This is a genomic window from Streptomyces sp. HUAS CB01, from assembly GCF_030406905.1.
GTDB lineage: Bacteria > Actinomycetota > Actinomycetes > Streptomycetales > Streptomycetaceae > Streptomyces > Streptomyces chengbuensis.
Genome location: NZ_CP129137.1, coordinates 2,943,253 through 2,960,982, shown reverse-complemented (window position 1 = coordinate 2,960,982; position 17,730 = coordinate 2,943,253). Strand labels below are relative to the sequence as shown.

18 protein-coding genes are annotated in these 17,730 nt (G+C 71.6%); 12 read left to right on the top strand and 6 right to left on the bottom strand.

Annotated features, from left to right (window positions below; all coding sequences use genetic code 11):
* Positions 1–82: 82 nt before the first annotated feature.
* Entirely contained in the window at positions 83–895 is an 813-nt protein-coding gene (locus QRN89_RS13140; protein WP_290349551.1) for an RDD family protein, read from the top strand.
* Here the strand turns inward: QRN89_RS13140 and QRN89_RS13135 are convergent.
* Positions 881–1,195, bottom strand: a complete 315-nt coding sequence (locus tag QRN89_RS13135) for a hypothetical protein (RefSeq protein ID WP_290349549.1) — start codon at positions 1,193–1,195, stop codon at positions 881–883. The two genes, QRN89_RS13140 and QRN89_RS13135, sit on opposite strands and share 15 nt — an antisense overlap.
* 427 nt (positions 1,196–1,622) lie before the next feature.
* Between QRN89_RS13135 and QRN89_RS13130 the strand changes: the two genes are divergently transcribed.
* Together QRN89_RS13130 and QRN89_RS13125 are read left to right on the top strand one after the other, a co-directional pair.
* Positions 1,623–4,055, top strand: a complete 2,433-nt coding sequence (locus QRN89_RS13130; protein ID WP_290349548.1) for an immune inhibitor A domain-containing protein — start codon at positions 1,623–1,625, stop codon at positions 4,053–4,055.
* Between the two features lie 371 nt (positions 4,056–4,426).
* The gene (locus QRN89_RS13125) at positions 4,427–4,741 is read left to right on the top strand and encodes a hypothetical protein (protein WP_290349546.1); all 315 of its coding nucleotides are present in this window, start codon (positions 4,427–4,429) and stop codon (positions 4,739–4,741) included.
* A gap of 47 nt (positions 4,742–4,788) precedes the next feature.
* Here QRN89_RS13125 and QRN89_RS13120 read toward each other — a convergent pair whose 3' ends face one another.
* Together QRN89_RS13120 and QRN89_RS13115 are read right to left on the bottom strand one after the other, a co-directional pair.
* Positions 4,789–5,373: an isochorismatase family protein gene (locus QRN89_RS13120; protein WP_290349545.1), complete on the bottom strand. Its 585-nt coding sequence runs from the start codon at positions 5,371–5,373 to the stop codon at positions 4,789–4,791.
* Positions 5,374–5,523: 150 nt separating this feature from the next.
* On the bottom strand, positions 5,524–6,855 hold the full coding sequence (locus QRN89_RS13115) for a nicotinate phosphoribosyltransferase (RefSeq protein WP_290349544.1): 1,332 nt from the start codon (positions 6,853–6,855) through the stop codon (positions 5,524–5,526).
* 92 nt (positions 6,856–6,947) lie between these two features.
* On the opposite strand from QRN89_RS13115, the gene clpS reads away from it, so the two are divergent.
* The 3 genes from clpS (at position 6,948) to QRN89_RS13100 (ending at position 9,801) form a co-directional block, all read left to right on the top strand.
* Complete coding sequence (gene clpS, locus QRN89_RS13110; protein ID WP_109293855.1) at positions 6,948–7,259, top strand: ATP-dependent Clp protease adapter ClpS; 312 nt, start codon at positions 6,948–6,950, stop codon at positions 7,257–7,259.
* On the top strand, positions 7,259–7,855 hold the full coding sequence (locus QRN89_RS13105) for a DUF2017 domain-containing protein (RefSeq protein WP_290349542.1): 597 nt from the start codon (positions 7,259–7,261) through the stop codon (positions 7,853–7,855). Before clpS ends, QRN89_RS13105 begins: the two co-directional genes overlap by 1 nt.
* 506 nt (positions 7,856–8,361) lie before the next feature.
* Complete coding sequence (locus QRN89_RS13100; protein WP_290349540.1) at positions 8,362–9,801, top strand: amino acid permease; 1,440 nt, start codon at positions 8,362–8,364, stop codon at positions 9,799–9,801.
* Positions 9,802–9,954: 153 nt separating this feature from the next.
* On the opposite strand, the gene QRN89_RS13095 is transcribed toward QRN89_RS13100, so the two are convergent.
* A complete protein-coding gene (locus QRN89_RS13095; RefSeq protein ID WP_290349539.1) occupies positions 9,955–10,590 on the bottom strand; it encodes an LmeA family phospholipid-binding protein in 636 nt (211 codons plus the stop codon).
* 47 nt (positions 10,591–10,637) lie between these two features.
* Positions 10,638–12,971: an MMPL family transporter gene (locus QRN89_RS13090; protein WP_290349538.1), complete on the bottom strand. Its 2,334-nt coding sequence runs from the start codon at positions 12,969–12,971 to the stop codon at positions 10,638–10,640.
* Between the two features lie 195 nt (positions 12,972–13,166).
* Here QRN89_RS13090 and QRN89_RS13085 point away from each other — a divergent pair, with 195 nt between their 5' ends.
* The 5 genes from QRN89_RS13085 to QRN89_RS13065 all read left to right on the top strand — a co-directional run bounded on the left by QRN89_RS13085 (position 13,167) and on the right by QRN89_RS13065 (position 16,057).
* Complete coding sequence (locus QRN89_RS13085; protein WP_290349536.1) at positions 13,167–13,865, top strand: TetR/AcrR family transcriptional regulator; 699 nt, start codon at positions 13,167–13,169, stop codon at positions 13,863–13,865.
* A 195-nt stretch (positions 13,866–14,060) separates the two neighbouring features.
* On the top strand, positions 14,061–14,483 hold the full coding sequence (locus QRN89_RS13080) for a M67 family metallopeptidase (protein ID WP_290349535.1): 423 nt from the start codon (positions 14,061–14,063) through the stop codon (positions 14,481–14,483).
* Between the two features lie 87 nt (positions 14,484–14,570).
* Positions 14,571–14,696, top strand: coding sequence for a putative leader peptide (locus QRN89_RS13075; RefSeq protein WP_290353981.1), 126 nt, complete (start codon positions 14,571–14,573; stop codon positions 14,694–14,696).
* Between the two features lie 106 nt (positions 14,697–14,802).
* Positions 14,803–15,090 carry a MoaD/ThiS family protein gene (locus tag QRN89_RS13070; protein WP_123187913.1) on the top strand — a complete coding sequence of 96 codons (288 nt, stop codon included), beginning with the start codon at positions 14,803–14,805 and terminating at the stop codon, positions 15,088–15,090.
* A gap of 16 nt (positions 15,091–15,106) precedes the next feature.
* Positions 15,107–16,057 (top strand): PLP-dependent cysteine synthase family protein, encoded by a 951-nt coding sequence (locus QRN89_RS13065; RefSeq protein WP_290349534.1) that lies wholly within the window; start codon positions 15,107–15,109, stop codon positions 16,055–16,057.
* A gap of 145 nt (positions 16,058–16,202) precedes the next feature.
* On the opposite strand, the gene QRN89_RS13060 is transcribed toward QRN89_RS13065, so the two are convergent.
* Positions 16,203–16,709, bottom strand: a complete 507-nt coding sequence (locus tag QRN89_RS13060) for a type II toxin-antitoxin system PemK/MazF family toxin (protein WP_290349533.1) — start codon at positions 16,707–16,709, stop codon at positions 16,203–16,205.
* A 243-nt stretch (positions 16,710–16,952) separates the two neighbouring features.
* Between QRN89_RS13060 and QRN89_RS13055 the strand changes: the two genes are divergently transcribed.
* On the top strand, positions 16,953–17,705 hold the full coding sequence (locus QRN89_RS13055) for an MBL fold metallo-hydrolase (protein WP_290349532.1): 753 nt from the start codon (positions 16,953–16,955) through the stop codon (positions 17,703–17,705).
* Positions 17,706–17,730: the final 25 nt, after the last annotated feature.

Sequence of the window (17,730 nt, the reverse complement as noted above, 5' to 3'; positions counted from 1 at the left end):
CCGTTGGTCCCGTCGGCCCTGCCGTCCCCCGAACGGCTCGTGAGCCGTTGCGGGGCCCGGCGGGGCGGGGTGCACTGCCCCCATGAGCAACGACCAGCCGCCCGGACCGCCACCCGAGGACGATCCGTTCCGCAAGAGGCCCCAGGAGCCGCAAGGGCCGCAGGAGCCCATGCCCCCGGGCGGTCCACCGCCGGGCGGGCAGCCGCCTCCCGGTGGTCCCCCGCCGAGTGAGGGGCCCTACGGTGCGCCCCCTCCCGGTGGCGGCGGTCCCTACGGCACCCCACCGCCCGGAGGCGGCCCGCACGGGGCTCCGCCGCCCGGGGCCGGTTCCCCGTACGGCTCGCCCTACGGGGGGCCGCCTCCGCCGTACGATCCGCACGCCTACGGGGGCGACCCCTACGGAGGCGGCGATCCGCTGCACGGGATGCCCCCGCTGGCCGACTCCGGCAAGCGCATCCTCGCGCGCATCGTCGACTGGCTGATCGTCGCCATCCCGCTGCTGATCATCGGCATCCCGTTCGGGATCTACAACAGGGTCGCGTCGGGCGACGACTTCGACGACTGGGTGGCGAACAGCAACACCGGCGGACAGTGGGTGTTCCAGCTCATCTCGATCATCGCGTACGTCGGCTACGACACCCTGATGGTGCGCAAGTCGGGCCAGACCCTGGGCAAGCGGCTCATGAAGATGCGGGTCGCGATGCTCAACGACGGGAGCACGCCGGACACCGGCTCCTCCCTGACGCGCGCCGCGGTGCTCTGGCTGCCGCAGCTGATCTGCTGCCCGTGCCTGTGGCCGCTGATCCTGCTGATCCTCATCCTGGTGGACAAGCCGTACAAGCAGGGCCTGCACGACAAGGCCGCCAAGACGGTGGTGGTGTCAACGGCGTCCTGAGTGCTGCCCGACGCGGTGCCGGTCCGCCGCGTGGGCGACGGGCACCCGCGAGGAGGACTCCGCGGGCAGGGAGCGGTCCTCGACGGCGGCCGCACGGCTTCGACCGGCCGTGCGCGCCGCCTTCGCCCTGTCCGGCACCGGTACGCTCACGGCGACCAGCAGGCCCAGGGCGAGGGCGGTGACCCCGACGACGGCGACCTCGAGCGCCGTCGTCGCACGGGAGACGAGAAGCATGGCGACGGTCGAGACGACGACGGTGGCCGAACCGTAGGCGAGCTGTGCGGCAGTCGGACGCGGCATGACGGTTTCCGTCCCTCGAAGCGGCGATGTCGGTGGTGTGTCGCAACGGGTCGCCCTGTCCGGCGACCCTACGAGGGTGGATGCCCGAGCGGAACCGGCAGTAAGCGTGACCTAACCCACGGTACCGGTGCACTGGGGGCGCATCGAGTCACGTGTCTCGGCAACCGGCCGGGCGGATGCGCCTGTTGACCGGACGGCCGGGTCACGGGAGGGCCGCCGCGGCGGACCCGGTCGTGCACGCGTGGAGTGCGTCCGCTATTCGGAACTGCACTACTGCATAGTGCAGTTGGCCTGTTCAAGTCAAGGTCTGTTTTTTCTCCGTCAACTCCGGTCGAATGTCGTCACTTGTGACGCGCTGCCGCGAGCGGATCCACCCCACATTCCTTGGACCCGCGGTACGCCGGCGCGCGGGGGAGGACACCTTCAAGTGACAGGCAAGCGACGGGCGATCAGAGCGTCCGCGGTGCTCGTGGCACTGGCCACGACAGGGGCAACGGCCGCGGCACTCACCACCGCCCAGGCCGAGAACCGGCCCTCCGGGGCCCCCGGGGTCGAGCGCCACGATCCGGCGCCCGGCTCCGACCACAACAAGGCCCAGAAGGGCCACGTGGACCACGATCTCGAGGGTCCGTTCAGCAAGCAGCAGGAGCAGCAGCGCCAAGCGGCGCTGGAGCAGGTCATATCCGGGGACGCGACCGTGCAGAAGCGCGGCGCGTCCAAGGTCGTGAAGCTCGACGACAAGAAGTACGTCGAGCTGGGCCGGGAGAAGACCGACAAGATCTTCACGATCCTGGTGGAGTTCGGCGACAAGGTCGACGACACCACGATGTTCGACCCGGACGGCGACGGCCCCAAGCCGCCCGTCCAGAAGTTCGGCGGCACCCCCGGTCCGCTGCACAACAAGATCGCGCAGCCGGACCGCAAGGTGGACAACTCGACCGCCTGGCAGAAGGACTACAACCGGCAGCACTTCCAGGACCTGTACTTCGGCGAGGGCAAGGATAAGAAGGGGAACCCCAAGCACTCGCTGAAGACCTACTACGAGCGCACCTCCTCCGGCCGGTACTCGGTCGAGGGCACGGTCTCGGACTGGGTCAAGGTCGACTGGAACGAGGCCCGCTACGGCTCCAACTACTGCGGCCAGTCCAACTGCAACAACGTGTGGGACGCGGTCCGTGACGGCGTCACCGCCTGGACCGCCGACCAGAAGGCCAAGGGCCGTACCGACGCCCAGATCAAGGCCGACCTGGCGCAGTACGACCAGTGGGACCGCTACGACTTCGATGCCGACGGCAACTTCAACGAGGCCGACGGCTACATCGACCACTTCCAGATCGTCCACGCGGGCGAGGACGAGTCGGCCGGCGGCGGCGCCGAGGGCGCGAACGCCCTGTGGGCCCACCGCTGGTACGCCTACGGCACCGACGCCGGCAAGACCGGCCCGGCGAACAACAAGGCCGGCGGCACCCAGATCGGCAGCACCGGGATCTGGGTCGGCGACTACACCATGCAGCCGGAGAACGGCGGCCTCGGCGTCTTCGCCCACGAGTACGGTCACGACCTCGGTCTGCCGGACCTGTACGACACCTCCGGCGGCGGCGAGAACTCCACCGGGTTCTGGTCCCTGATGTCGTCCGGCTCCTGGCTCGGCACCGGCCGGGACGCCATCGGCGACCTGCCGGGCGACATGAACGCCTGGGACAAGCTGCAGCTCGGCTGGCTCAACTACACCAAGGCCAAGGCGGCGACGAAGTCCGCCCACAAGCTGGGCGTGGCGGAGTACAACACCAAGAACCCGCAGGCCCTCGTCGTCGAGCTGCCGAAGAAGAAGGTCACCACCAGCATCGTGAAGCCCGCCGAGGGCTCCATGCAGTGGTGGAGCGACATGGGTGACGACCTCAAGAACACCCTCACCCGCTCCGTCGACCTCACCGGCAAGTCCAAGGCGTCCCTGGAGCTCACCGGCTGGTGGGACATCGAGGCCGACTACGACTACCTCTACACCGAGGTGTCGACGGACGGCGGCGCCAACTGGGAGGCCGTGGAAGGCACCGCCGACGGCGCGCCGATCACCCGCGACGCCTCCGACAAGCCGGCGCTGACCGGCCCGTCGGGCGCGCACAAGAAGCTCGTGTACGCGCTCGACGCGTACGCCGGCAAGAAGGTCGACGTCCGCTTCCGCTACCAGACGGACGGTGGCGTGGCGGGCAAGGGCTTCGCGGCGGACGGCATCGTCGTCACCGCGGACGGCGCCCCGGTCTTCAGCGACAACGCCGAGACCGAGGCGGCCGGCTGGACCGCCAAGGGCTTCTCCCGCATCGGTGAGTCCTTCACGGACGAGTACGAGCAGTACTACCTCGCCGAGAACCGCCAGTACGTCTCGTACGACCAGACCCTCAAGGTCGGTCCGTACAACTTCGGCTTCAAGGCGCCGAAGGACGGCTGGGTCGAGCACTACCCGTACCAGAACGGTCTGCTCGTCTGGCTGTGGGACACCTCCCAGAAGGACAACAACACGAGCCAGCACCCGGGCAAGGGTCTGATCCTGCCGGTCGACGCCAACCCCAAGGCCCTCAAGTGGGCCGACGGCACGCTGATGCGCAACCGCATCCAGGCGTTCGACTCGACCTTCAGCACCTTCCGCTCGGACGCGCTCACCCTGCACAAGGCGGACGTCCCCGTGCGGATCGCCTCCCACAAGGGCAACTCGGTCTTCGACGACCGCAAGGGCGTCTACTGGTTCGAGGAGAACCCGACCGCCGGTGTTCAGGTCCCGAACACCAACACCAAGATCTCGATCGTCAAGGAGCCGAAGAGCGGCCAGACGATCACGGTCCAGGTCGGTCCTTCGGTCAAGTAGGCCGTAGCACGGCACAGGGAGCGGGGTGTCCGCGCGCTCGTCGCGCGGGCACCCCGCTTCGCCGTGCCGGGCCGCTCCCGGCGCCCGGCCGGAGCGGCCCGCCGTCCGCGGTGATCGGCCCCGGCGACGGTGGTCGGAGTCCGGAGAGCAGGTTGCGCCGGGGTGGCCGTTTGTTGACGCTCGCCCGACCCCGGAGTGGGCGAGATGTCCCGAAGGGGAGCCGGAAGCGGGTCCCTCCTCGCTGATCCATCGCTAAAAGGCCAGGTCAGAGCGTGATCGGCCGATGCCCTCTAGCGGGCGGCGGCCGATCGTGTTTAGGTGCGTCTGACGAAGTTCTTATTGACAGCGAGCTCACGGGGGAGTGATGCGGCGTGCCCGGCGGAGGTTTCTGCAAGCTGCCAGGAGGCAGTGTCGTGGTCGCGATAGGTCTGCCCGACCCGGCAGGCGGCGGCCGTACGGTGCGTGTGCTGGTGCACGCGGCGAACCGTGCGCGCGCCCTGACGCGACTGCGGAACCTGGGGCTGCGGGCGGTGTATCTGCGCGGTAACGCGGAGCCACCGACGCCGGACGAGATCACGGCGGTGCTGCACCATCCGGACGGGCTGCTCTGGCGCACCCACGAGCCGCTCACCCAGGAGCTCTGGCACCCCATCCGCGCCCTGCTGCGCCCGGCGGGCGGGGCGTAGTGCCGGGGCCGCGCCACAGCAGGGAGGCGGGGAGCGCCGTCAGGCCGTCAGACCACCGGCTTGCCGGAGAGCTCCACGCCCGCACGCCGCATCTGCTCCAGGGCCCGGTCCGTCGTCTCCTCCGAGACCCCGGCGGTGAGGTCGAGCAGCACATGCGTGCGGAAGCCCTCGCGCACGGCGTCCAGCGAGGTGGCGCGCACGCAGTGGTCGGTGGCGATGCCCACGACGTCGACCTCGGTCACGTCGCGGGAGCGCAGCCACTCCGCCAGCGTCACGCCGTTCTCGTCGGCGCCCTCGAAGCCGCTGTACGCGGCCTCGTGGGCCCCCTTGTCGAAGACCGCCTCGACCGATCCGCAGGCGACCGCGGGGGCGAAGTTCGGGTGGAAGCCCACGCCCTCCGTCCCGGCGACGCAGTGCGCCGGCCACGAGTCGACGTAGTCCGGCTGCTCGGAGAAGTGGCCGCCCGGGTCGACGTGGTGGTCGCGGGTGGCCACCACGTGGCGGTAGCCGGGCTGGGCCTGGCCGATGTAGTCGGTGATGGCGGCGGCGACGTCCGCGCCCCCGGCCACCGCGAGGCTGCCCCCTTCGCAGAAGTCGTTCTGAACGTCGACGACGATCAATGCGCGGTGCATGGCGGGTGTCCTTCGGTGGATGCGGCGGGCGGGGGAAACGGTCGGGCGGCAACGTTCCGAGGGTAGAGACTTCAACCGCCTTGCGGGAGAGGGCCTTTGCCTGCTAGCGCCGTCGCAGTCGTCTCTCGGCTCTCCTCGTGTTCATCCGGCTCACATGAGGTACTCCGTGGGGATCACCGGCTCACCGCGGGACAGCTGGGTAGCGGAGATCGGCAGCGCCGCGCGTGCCTCGATGTGCCGCTCGCGCGCCGCGTCCAACGGCTCACGGGCGACCACCTCGCCGCCCTTGACCAGCTCCGTCAGCAGCTGCCCGTCGACCAGTGACTCCGGCACCGGGCCGGTGCCGAGCACCTCGGCCTCGGCGACGCCGTACTCGTCCCGCCGCCGGGCGGCCCACTTGCGCCCGCCCACGGACAGCTTGCCGCCCGTCGACTTCTTCGCCACCGGTACGAGCGGCGCGTCCGGGTCGGCCGACTCGGCCCGGGCGACCAGCTTGTAGACCATCGAGCAGGTCGGCTGGCCGCTGCCGGTGACCAGCTGCGTCCCCACGCCGTAGGCGTCCACGGGTGCCGCGGCCAGCGAGGCGATGGCGTACTCGTCGAGGTCGGAGGTCACCACGATCCTCGTGTCGCGGGCGCCGAGGTCGTCGAGCTGCCGGCGGACCCGGTGGGCGACCATCAGCAGGTCCCCGGAGTCGATGCGCACGGCCCCGAGGCCGGTGCCGGCGATCTCCACGGCCGTACGGACGGCCTCGGCGACGTCGTAGGTGTCGACGAGCAGGGTGGTGCCGCGCCCCAGCGAGTCGACCTGGGCCCGGAAGGCGTCCCGCTCGGTGTCATGCAGAAGGGTGAACGCGTGCGCGCTGGTGCCCACCGTGGGGATGCCGTAGCGGAAGCCCGCGGCGAGGTCGGAGGTGGAGTGGAAGCCCCCGACGTACGCCGCGCGCGCGGAGGCGACGGCGGCGAGCTCGTGGGTGCGCCGGGCACCCATCTCGATGAGCCTGCGGCCCGCGGCGGCGGCCGACATCCGGGACGCGGCGGCCGCGATCGCCGAGTCGTGGTTGAGGACCGACAGGACCACGGTCTCCAGCAGCACGCACTCGGCGAAGGAGCCCTCCACGCGCAGGACCGGCGAGCCGGGGAAGTAGACCTCGCCCTCCGGGTAGCCGTGGATGTCGCCGCCGAAGCGGTAGCCGGCCAGCCACTGGAGCGTCGGCTCGTCCACGATGCCGTGGTCCCGGAGGAAGGCGAGCACGCTCTCGTCGAAGCGGAAGTTCTCCACGGCGTCCAGGACGCGACCGGTGCCGGCGACCACGCCGTACCGGCGGCCCTCGGGCAGCCGGCGGGTGAAGACCTCGAAGACCGACCGGCGGTCCGCGGTGCCCGCCTTCAGGGCCGCCTGCAGCATCGTGAACTCGTACTGGTCGGTGAAGAGCGCGGTCGACGGCACGGAGACCGGCAGACCCAGATCCGCAGTGTTCATACGTGCGATGCTAGCGCAGATTTCGTCAAAGTGACGAGATGTCGTCGGATCGGCCGGGGGCGTTTGTGCGACAGGCCCCCTCGGGTGGCAGCATGGGTGGAGTGACTGTGCCCCTAGAGATCGAGCAGACCCGGTCGGCCGAGGAGACGTTCGCCGTACCCGAACCCGATGTTCCCTGGGTGACGATCGTCCACAACGATCCGGTCAATCTGATGAGCTACGTCACCTACGTTTTCCAGGCGTACTTCGGCTACTCCAAGGACAAGGCGCACAAGCTCATGCTCGACGTCCACCACAAGGGGCGCGCGGTCGTCTCCAGCGGCACCCGCGAGGAAATGGAACGCGACGTGCAGGCGATGCACGGATACGGGCTGTGGGCCACGCTCTCCCAGGAACGTCAGTGATGGCAGGACAGTTCGAGGCGCTGCCGGGCGGCGGCGCGGCCGTCGCGCTCGACGAGGTCGAGATCTCCATCCTGCGCTCGCTCGCCGTCCAGCTGCTGGAGCTGATCGGCCCGGGTGACGAGCCCGCCGAGGACGCGGACCCGCTCGCCGCGCTCTTCGCGGAGGGGCCGAGCGAGCCCCCGTCCGACCCCGCGCTCGCGCGGCTCTTCCCGGACGCGTACGCGAAGCCGGACACCGAGCAGGGCGAGGACGAGGAACTCCGCGAGTTCTCGGCCGAGTTCCGCCGCTTCACGGAGAACGACCTGCGCGCCCGCAAGCGCGACGACGCCCTCGCCGTCGTCCGCAACCTCGACGCGCTCACCGCGACGGGAGAGGGCGGGGCCGTCCTCAAACTCACCCCCGAGGACTCGCTGCACTGGCTCGGGGCGCTCAACGACCTGCGGCTGACCATCGGCACCCGGCTCGAGGTCACCGACGACGACGAGACCGGCGACCTGTACCGGCTGCCGGACACCGATCCGCGCAAACCGATGGTCATGGCGTACCTCTGGCTCGGGGCGCTGCAGGAGACGCTGGTCGAGACCCTGATGCCGTAGCCGGTCCGGCCGCGGGCGGGTTGCCGGAGGGGCGGCGGCCGCAGGGGCGGCTGCCGCGTCGGGTGCGCGGGCCCGCTGAGGTGACGCGGGCGGCCGTGGGGTGACGCACGTGCGAGCGCGGCGCTCTCGTCACGGCCCGTAGCGGACGGCGCGCCAGGACGCAAAATGCGTCACCGGCCGTAGCTGTGAACCCCTTCGAGACACCCGATGTTCGCTCAACGGACGCTCAAATCCGGATAACGATCACATCACTCGGGCACCCGCGTTTGCCGCAACAAGGGTGAATTGTCCGCTTCTCCCTGTGGGGTGCGCCACATCGCCCCGGATCGATCAACGTTGCCACCGTGATAAATCTTCACGACCTGCCGGGGACGCCACCCATGTCCCCGGGAGCGCTTGGACCGGCAGACCGCCGGTGGCACTCCATCGGTATCCGGGGGGATCAGGACCTGGTCCGCAGCCGAGTCCAGTCGGCGCGGATCAGCATGGAGAAAGGCGCATCAACCATGACCTCGTTGCAGGTCGACAAGCACGCCGGCGAGGCCGGGGGCACTCCGCAGGAAGGCTACGAGCGAGGGCTCGGCAGCCGACAGGTCCAGATGATCGCCATCGGCGGCGCCATCGGCGTGGGCCTCTTCATGGGTGCCGGGGCGAACATCGCCAAGGCCGGACCCAGCATCATCCTGATGTACGCCCTCGCGGGCGTGGTGATCTTCTTCATCATGCGGGCGCTGGGCGAACTCCTGCTGTACCGGCCCGTCTCGGGCTCCTTCGCGGAGTACGCCCGCGAGTTCCTCGGCCCGTTCTTCGGGTTCGTCACCGGCTGGACGTACTGGCTGATGTGGGTCGTCACCGGCATGGCGGAACTCACCGCGGCCGCCATCTACATGCACTTCTGGTTCCCGGAGATCCCGCAGTGGGTCAGCGCCCTGGTGTTCCTGGTGGTGCTCTTCGGCGTCAACCTGATCTCGGTGAAGATCTTCGGCGAGGTCGAGTTCTGGTTCTCGATGGTCAAGGTCACCGCGATCATCGGCATGATCGTGATCGGTCTCGGCGTGCTCACCCTCGGCTTCTCCGACGCCGGTGACACCGCCGCGGCCTCCAACCTCTGGGCGCACGACGGCATCTTCCCGAACGGCATCGGCTCCAGCCTGATGACCCTTCAGGGCGTCATGTTCGCCTACCTCGCCGTCGAACTGGTCGGCGTCACCGCCGGCGAGTCCGAGAACCCCGAGAAGACGCTCCCCAAGGCCATCAACACGCTGCCCTGGCGCATCATCATCTTCTACGTCGGCGCCCTCGTGGTGATCCTCTCCGTCGTGAAGTGGACCGAGTTCTCCGCGGGTGAGAGCCCGTTCGTCCACGCCTTCGACAAGATCGGCATCCCGCTCGCCGCCGGCATCGTCAACTTCGTGGTGCTGACCGCCGCGCTCTCCTCGTGCAACTCCGGCATGTACTCCACCGGCCGCATGCTGCGCGACCTGGCGTCCAACGGCGAGGCCCCGCAGGCCTTCGGACGCCTGAACGCCCGCAAGACCCCGGCCGTGGGCATCGCCGTCTCCGTCGCGCTCATGGGCATCGGCGTCGTCCTCAACTACGTCGTCCCGGAGAAGGCGTTCGGCTACGTCGTCTCGGTGGCCACCGCCGCCGGTATCTGGACGTGGATGATGATCCTCGTCAGCCACATCCGCTACCGCCGCGCGGTCGAGGCCGGCAGCCTGCCCGCCTCGTCCTTCCCGGCCCCCGGCGGTGCCAAGTTCAGCTGGGTCGCCCTGATCTTCCTGATCGCCGTGACCGGCATGATCGCCTACGACAAGGATTCCCGGATCTCCCTGGTCGTGGGCGCGGTCTGGGGCATCGGACTGGCGGTCGGCTGGGCGATCCTCAAGAAGCGCAACCCGCAGCTCACCGAGCGTCCCGCCGAGTACGCGGACGCGGCCAAGTAGGGCACGCTCCATCCGCACCGGTCATCGGGCCGTGCCGGGCGACTTCCGCCCGGCACGGCCCGATGCCGTCGGGACGAACGCCCAACGGCCGGGGCGCCGGGCGCTCGGCCTCGTGGGGGAGCGGGTGCCGACGGGCGGTGACCGGCCGCCGGTTCACACGAGCCGGACGTCACTCCCCCGGGCGTGGAGCGTCACCCCCGCCTCGCCGACCGACACCCGGGTCGGCGCGAGACCGGCGGGCAGGTCCGGGACGACGAGTTCCCTGGCGGCGAAGGCCGCCGAGATCCGAGGGCCGGACGGATCGACCGGGCGGCCCGCGAACGACGCCGCGACGGGCACGACGGTGATCGTGCGCCCGGTCAGCCGGGGCTCGGCCACGACGGTCAGCGGCAGGCCCAGCAGCTCACCGTCGACGCGCAGCCGACCGGTCCCGTCCGCCGAGAGTGTCGCGCCCGCACCGAGTCCCGCTCCCAGGGAATCGAACGGTGCCGTGAAGCGGGCGTCCACGGACGCGGCCGTGTACCCGCCGCCCCGCTCGGCTACGTCGCGCAGCTCCACCGACGCCCGCACCGGCCTGCCCTCCTCGGTCACGGCGTCCGCCCGCACCCCGACCCTCGGATAGGACCCCCGCGCCGCGCTCAGCAGGAACGGGAATCCGCCGATGCTCACCCGCGGTGCCCCCGCCAACGCCTGCTGCCGTGCGGCGATCCGCTCCGCGAGCCGTTTCTCGGCGACGGCGGCGGAGACCCTGTCGGCGGCCGGCAGGGCCACCAGCAGCACGGCCGCCACCAGGCACCTCCACAGCAGTCGCCGTCCGCGGTCCGCCCGGCGCCGCGTCACGACGTGCTCCGGGCGTCCGCCAGGGGCGCGTCGCCGGCCGGGGAAGCCGGGGGCACGGCGCCGTCGTGGCCGTCGTCCTCGATCGCCAGCCGCGGCAGCAGCCGGTCCAGGACGCCGGGCAGCCACCAGTTCGCCCGGCCGAGCAGGACCATCGTGGACGGCACGAGCACGCCGCGTACGACGGTGGCGTCCAGAGCGACCGCCGTGGCCAGCCCGATGCCGAACATCTTCACCACGGGGTCGTCGGACAGCAGATAGCCGAGGAAGACACTGACCATGATCAGTGCCGCGGAGGTGATGATCCGGCCCGTTCCGGAGAGTCCGGAGACCACCGCGCCCCGGTTGTCCCCGTCGCGCAGGTACGCCGCGCGCACGGCGCTCAGCAGGAAGACCTCGTAGTCCATGGCCAGACCGAACAGCACGGCGAACATCAGCAGCGGTACGTACCCCGGGATCGGCACCGGGCCCTCCAGCCCGATCAGCGACGCGCCCCGTCCCCACTGGAAGACCGCCGTGAGCACGCCGTAGGAGGCGGCGACCGAGACCAGGTTCATCAGCGCGGCCTTCAACGCCACGACCGGGGAGCGGAAGGCCACGAGCAGGAGCAGCGCGGCGACGGCGAGCACGAAACCGACGACCAACGGCATCCGCTCGGTCAGCCGTTCGTTCAGATCGGCCTGGGCGGCCGTGGCCCCGCCGACATGGGTCACCAGGCCGGTTCCCCCGGTGGCCGCGGGCAGGGTCTCGTCCCGCAGCCGGTGCACCAGCGCGACCGTGTCCGGGTCGGCCGGTGCGGTGGCGGGGATGACCTGCCAGCGCACACGGGTGCCGCTCGCGTCCAGTTGGGGGGGCCCGACGGACGCGACGCCGCCGGTCGTGCGCAGGGCGGCCGTGACGGACGTGATCCGGGTGTCGTCCGGGCCGGAGGCGGGCGCGGGCAGCGTGGACACGACCTGGAGCGGACCGTTGGCGCCGGGGCCGAAGGCGTCGGCCACGCGGTCGTACGCGGTGCGGCTCGCCGTGCCGACGGCCTTGTCGCCCGCGTCCAGTTGACCGAACGTCAACTGGGTGGCCGGGGCGGCGAGCACGCCGGTCAGGACGAGCCCGCCGAGCAGGCAGCGCCACGGCCGGGAGGCGACGAACGCGGCGATCCGGCCCCACCCGGCGGGAGCGGGTCCCTCCCGCCGCTCGCCCCGATCCTCCGCTTGCGGCAGCGCGTTCGCGCCGGGCGCCTCGTCGTCCGGCGTCCGGTGCGGCGCGTCGGTGCGCGGCGCCTCGTCGCCCGGCGTCTTCTCGTACGGCGCCTCGTCGTCCGGCGCTTTGCGTTCGGCCCTCGCCCGCCGTGCCGCGCGCACCGTCCGTCCGGCCCGCACCCCGGGGGTGAGCCGCGGCCCGATCAACGACAGCACCGCGGGCAGCAGCGTGAGCGTCGCCGCCATCGCGACCAGCACGGCGATGCCCGGCGCGAGCGCCAGCGCGTGCAGCAGGGGAAGTCCGCCCAGCGCGAGCCCGGCGAGCGCGGCGACGACCGCGCTGCCCGCGAACACGACGGCCTTGCCGGAACCGGCCGTGGTGCGCGCCGCCGCGTCCTCGACGCCCACGCCGGCCGCGAGAAGTTCACGGAACCGGGTCAGACAGAAGAGCGTGTAGTCGATACCGACACCGAGGCCGATCATCGCCGCGATGGTCGCGCCGGAGGACGGCATGTCCATCAGATGGCCCGCCAGGCCGATCAGGCAGAGGGACGCGCCCAGCCCGACCGCTCCCGTGAGCAGCGGGACCCCGGCCGCGACCAGACTCCCGAACCCCAGTGCGAGGACGACGAACGCCGCCGCCAGGCCGATGATCTCGCTGTGCCCGGTGGAGCCCTTGTCGGCCGCCGCTGCGAGATCACCCCCGGCCGTCACCTCGATCCCCGCCCGCGCGGCGGGGGCGGCCGCGTCCGTGACGGCGCGGGTGGTCTCCGGGGTGATGTCCCGGCCGCCGACGTCGAGCTCGACCGTCAGCCGGCCCGTGCGGCCGTCGGCGCCGAGGCCGCCGCCCCCCGGTTCGTACGGGGTGGTGACGGCCACGACGTGGTCGACGCCCTCGACCGCCCGCGCCGCCTCCTCGACGGCCCGGCGCTGCCCGGAGGAGCTGAGCGGCGCGGTGCCCGCCGGTGCGTACAGGACCACGGGCTGCCGGCCCGAGGCCGCGTCGTCGAACGCCCCGGCCGTGTCGCGCGCCGCCTGGCTGTCGCTGCCCGGGATCGTCACGGCCTCGCTGGTGACCCTCCCGAAGGCCCCCACGGCGGAGGCCAGGGCGACGAGCAGCAGAAGCCAGGCGGCCACGGTCCGTCTCGGTCTGCGGGCGCACCAGCGCCCAACGGCCAGGAGCATCAGGAAGCCGTCCCTCTCGTGCGGCGGCCCTACGGGCCCGCTCGTGCGGCGGCCCGCGATGGGGCCCCAAGTTATTGCACTCGGTGTGCAAGCGGCACGGTTGCATCACGAGTGCAACAATGTCAACGCGGAGAGGGAGGAGCCCAGGTGAACCAGTCGGACCGGCAGGCGCGGGATCGTGCTCCGGGAAGCGGAGGCGTACGCCCGGACGCCGGCGGCGGACCGGCCCAGGACGGACGTACCGAACGCGGGCGCCGGACCCGGGAGAAGATCGCCGACGCGATGCTCTCGCTGCTCGACGACGGGGAGACGCAGTTCCCCGCGGACCGGGTGGCCGAGCGGGCCGGGGTGTCACGGCGCCTGGTGTTCCACCACTTCGCCGACATGGGCCAGCTCCAGGACACCGCCATCGCCCGGCGGCTCGACCAGCTGGCCGCGCGGATCGGGCCCCTGCCGACCGAAGGGCCCAGAGGGTCGAGGGTGGCCGCGCTCGTCGAGCAGCGGGCGCGGATCCTGGAGTGGATCACTCCGGCGCGGCTGACGATGATGCGGCTGGACAACCCGTCCGAGCGGGTCGAGTTCGCCACCCGCCAGGTGCTCGACTTCGCCCGCCGTCGGCTGACCGAGGTCTTCGCCGAGGAACTGGACCGGCTGTCCGGGAACCGCCGGGCGGACCTGCTCAACGGGCTGGACGCGGTGACCACATGGGGCGCCTGGTACCACTGGCGCAGCAGCGGGCTCGACCCCGAAGCCGCCCGCCGGACGATGGAGTCCACGGTGCACGCGCTGCTCGCCGTGACCGACGGGGAGCCCGCGCCGGACCCGGCCGGCCCTGCGGCGACCTAGGTGTTCTGTCGGGGGAGGTTGTGGACGGGTGAGGCAGGTCTCGGCTGAGGGATCTTGAAATGGGTGAGGGTCCGCCGGTCCTCCCCGCCGTGCCGGAGCCCCCTGGCGGCGCCTCGCCACCGGCGCCCCGCTCTCGGTCTCACCCCATGGTCCCCGGATCTCAGAACCGGGAACCCTCCGCCTATTCTCGTCCTCATGCTGACCATCACCCAGGCCCTGTACGACCGGATCGTCGCCCACGCCCGCGAGGACCACCCCGACGAGGCGTGCGGCGTGGTCGCGGGGCCCGTCGGCGAGGGGCGGCCCGAGCGCTTCATTCCCATGCTCAACGCCGCCCGCTCGCCCACGTTCTACGAGTTCGACTCGTCGGACCTGCTCAAGCTCTACCGGGAGATGGACGACCGGGACGAGGAGCCGGTGATCATCTACCACTCCCACACGGCGACCGAGGCGTACCCCTCCCGCACCGACATCTCGTACGCCAACGAGCCCGGCGCCCACTACGTGCTCGTCTCCACGGCGGACACCGACGACGCCGGCCCGTTCCAGTTCCGCTCCTTCCGGATCCTCGACGGCGAGGTCACGGAGGAGGAGGTCGAGGTCGTCGAGGCGTACTGACGGCATCCGTCCGCCAGACGGACGGATAGAGTCCACGATGCGAGATCACATGCCGGGGGCCGGATGGGGAATCGTTACGATGACCGCATGGTTCCCCACGACGTGAGCGAGAAGACGCCGGGCACGCCGCTGCTCGTGGCGCGCCTGCACGTCGACCTGTGCCGCCTTTCCAGCGCCATCTGTACGCGCTGCGCGGACAGCCGTACGGCCTGAGCCCACGGCCCACGAACGCAGCAGTCCAGCACCAGCCCCTGCGCGGGGGCCGAGCCGCGCGCCCGTACGCAACGCCCTTACGTCCCTCCCGACAGGAGCCCACGCCATGGCCATCGAGGTCCGCATCCCGACCATCCTCCGCACCTACACCGACGGCGCCAAGGCCGTCGAGGGCAGCGGGGACACGCTCGCCGAGCTGTTCGCCGACCTCGAGACCCGGCACCCCGGAATCCAGGCCCGGATCGTGGACGAGGCGAACGGCGAGCAGCTGCGCCGCTTCGTGAACGTCTACCTCAACGACGAGGACGTCCGCTTCCTCGACGGCATCTCCACCAAGCTGTCCGACGGCGACAGCGTGACGATCCTGCCGGCCGTCGCCGGCGGTATGGCCTGATCGGCCGGATCACCCCATGCGCTACGACTCCCCGCTCGCCGCGGTCGGCAACACGCCCCTCGTCCGGCTGCCCCGGCTGTCCCCCTCCGAGGACGTCCGCATCTGGGCCAAGCTGGAGGACCGCAACCCGACCGGCTCGGTCAAGGACCGCCCCGCGCTCTACATGATCGAGCAGGCCGAGAAGGACGGCCGGCTCACGCCCGGCTGCACGATCCTGGAGCCGACCAGCGGGAACACCGGCATCTCGCTGGCGATGGCGGCCAGGCTCAAGGGCTACCGGATCGTCTGCGTCATGCCGGAGAACACCAGTGAGGAGCGCCGGCAGCTCCTCGCGATGTGGGGTGCCGAGATCGTCTCGTCGCCCGCGGCGGGCGGCTCCAACACGGCCGTGCGGGTGGCCAAGGAACTCGCCGCGCAGAACCCGTCGTGGGTGATGCTCTACCAGTACGGCAACCCGGACAACGCGGGCGCCCACTACGCCACCACCGGCCCGGAGATCCTCGCCGACCTTCCGTCGGTCACCCACTTCGTCGCGGGCCTCGGTACGACCGGCACCCTCATGGGCGTTGGCCGCTTCCTGCGCGAGCACAAGCCCGACGTCAAGATCGTGGCCGCCGAGCCGCGTTACGACGATCTCGTCTACGGCCTGCGCAACCTCGACGAGGGCTTCGTCCCCGAGCTGTACGACGCGTCCGTCCTCACGACCCGCTTCTCGGTCGGCTCGGCCGACGCCGTCACCCGCACCCGTGAGCTCCTCCAGCAGGAGGGCATCTTCGCGGGCGTCTCCACCGGCGCGGTCCTGCACGCGGCGATCGGCGTGGGCAGGAAGGCGCTGAAGGCGGGGGAGTCCGCGGACATCGTCTTCATCGTGGCCGACGGCGGCTGGAAGTACCTCTCCACGGGCGTCTACACGGCCCCGACCACCGAAGCGGCGATCGAAGCCGTCCAGGGACAGCTCTGGGCCTGACGCCGGACACGGCCCCGACGCCGACGCCGACTCGGGACCCGGGCCCGGCCCCCGGTCCCGGGCGGCGCGGGCGGGTCGCCTCGCGGGGGCCCCGGACGACGGCGCGGCCGTTCCGCTCGCGGCGTCGTGCGGCCCCGACCGCGCGTCACAGATGACGCAGCTGGTCCCACAACAGCGGGTCCACCACGCCCACCCGCCGGCGGAAGTCCCGTACCCGGACGTCACGCAGCTCGTCCGTCTCCAGGAAGCTCGGGCGTCCGTGTGCGTCGCCGACCGTGCCCGGCGGGAGCGGGATCACGCCCGGCCGCTCGTCGTGATAGCGACTGGAGATCTTGGCGACGCGCGCCGCGCCCCCGTGCACGGACAGGACCAGGCAGGGCCGGTCCTTGGAGCCGGGCCCGTCCTCGAACGGAACGTCCGCCCACCAGATCTCGCCCGGCTGCGGCCGCCGCGCCGGACCGGGCCGCGCGCCGCCCTCCGCCGGCCCGCCGGGCCGACCGCCCGGGGCCCGCCCCCGCGGCCTCGCCGGCACCCTCCCCGGTGGTCTCCCGCGGGGCTTCCTCGTACGGCCGGCCGGCCTCACCCGCGTCACGGCCGCCAGCAGCGCGACCGCCACCACCGCGCCCAGCGCGAGCCACCACGACGTGTCCATACACCAGACCGTACCGGCGCGCATCCCGTGCCGCGCGCGCCGCGCGCCCGCCGGTCACGCGTCGTCCTATCCGGTGACAGGGCAGGTGAGTTCCCCCACAACGGGCACGTGCGAAGGAGCGCTCAACCCTTTCGCGCCTTACGCTCGACGCACCGCACGACCTCCCCTGCGCACGCCTCGGCACCCCGCCACCCGCCCACGTTCCCCGTCCACCGGACGACCGTCCACGGAGGTTCAAGCTCCATGAAGCTCACCGTCGTCGGCTGCTCGGGGTCGTTCCCGTCCGCGGAATCGGCCTGCTCGAGCTATCTCGTAGAGGCCGACGGCTTCCGGCTGCTCCTCGACATGGGCAACGGTGCCCTCGGCGAGTTGCAGCGCCACATCGGTCTCTACGACCTCGACGCCATCTTCCTGAGTCATCTTCATGCGGACCACTGCATCGACATGTGCGCGTACTTCGTGGCCCGCTACTACCGCCACGACGGCGGCCGCTGCGACGCCATCCCGGTGTACGCGCCGGAGGGCGCGGAGCAGCGGCTCACCACCGCCTACGCCGACACCCCCTCCGACAAGTCGATGAGCGAGGTCTTCGACTTCCACACCCTGAAGCCGGGCGTCTTCGAGATCGGCCCCTTCTCCGTGCGCACCGAGAAGGTCGCGCACCCCGTCGACACCTTCGGCATCCGGGTCGAGCACGGCGGCCGCTCCCTGACGTACTCCGGCGACACCGGTGTCTGCGACCCGCTGGTCGATCTCGCCGACGGGACCGACCTCTTCCTCTGCGAGGCGGCCTTCACCCACGGCAAGGAGGACATTCCGGACCTCCACCTCAACGGCCGCGAGGCAGGCGCCCACGCCGCCCGCGCCGGGGTCGGGCGGCTCGTACTGACCCACATCCCGCCGTGGACGGACGCCGAGCGCAATCTCGCCGACGCGCGCGAGGTCTACGAGGGCCCCGTCGAACTGGCGGCCCCGGGCGCGGTCTACGAGGTGTGAGGCGCGCCGCGGCACGAGCGTCCCG

Bases quoted from the DNA above. Each gene is read 5' to 3' on its own strand.
- QRN89_RS13135 (WP_290349549.1), bottom strand. From the start codon at position 1,195: ATGCCGCGTCCGACTGCCGCACAGCTCGCCTACGGTTCGGCCACCGTC.
- QRN89_RS13070 (WP_123187913.1), top strand. From the start codon at position 14,803: ATGGCCATCGAGGTCCGCATCCCGACCATCCTCCGCACCTACACCGAC.
- QRN89_RS13120 (WP_290349545.1), bottom strand. From the start codon at position 5,373: ATGCACCGCGCATTGATCGTCGTCGACGTTCAGAACGACTTCTGCGAA.
- QRN89_RS13065 (WP_290349534.1), top strand. From the start codon at position 15,107: ATGCGCTACGACTCCCCGCTCGCCGCGGTCGGCAACACGCCCCTCGTC.
- QRN89_RS13080 (WP_290349535.1), top strand. From the start codon at position 14,061: ATGCTGACCATCACCCAGGCCCTGTACGACCGGATCGTCGCCCACGCC.
- QRN89_RS13105 (WP_290349542.1), top strand. From the start codon at position 7,259: ATGGCAGGACAGTTCGAGGCGCTGCCGGGCGGCGGCGCGGCCGTCGCG.
- QRN89_RS13140 (WP_290349551.1), top strand. From the start codon at position 83: ATGAGCAACGACCAGCCGCCCGGACCGCCACCCGAGGACGATCCGTTC.
- clpS (WP_109293855.1), top strand. From the start codon at position 6,948: ATGGGTGGAGTGACTGTGCCCCTAGAGATCGAGCAGACCCGGTCGGCC.
- QRN89_RS13060 (WP_290349533.1), bottom strand. From the start codon at position 16,709: ATGGACACGTCGTGGTGGCTCGCGCTGGGCGCGGTGGTGGCGGTCGCG.
- QRN89_RS13100 (WP_290349540.1), top strand. From the start codon at position 8,362: ATGACCTCGTTGCAGGTCGACAAGCACGCCGGCGAGGCCGGGGGCACT.
- QRN89_RS13075 (WP_290353981.1), top strand. From the start codon at position 14,571: ATGGTTCCCCACGACGTGAGCGAGAAGACGCCGGGCACGCCGCTGCTC.
- QRN89_RS13055 (WP_290349532.1), top strand. From the start codon at position 16,953: ATGAAGCTCACCGTCGTCGGCTGCTCGGGGTCGTTCCCGTCCGCGGAA.
- QRN89_RS13115 (WP_290349544.1), bottom strand. From the start codon at position 6,855: ATGAACACTGCGGATCTGGGTCTGCCGGTCTCCGTGCCGTCGACCGCG.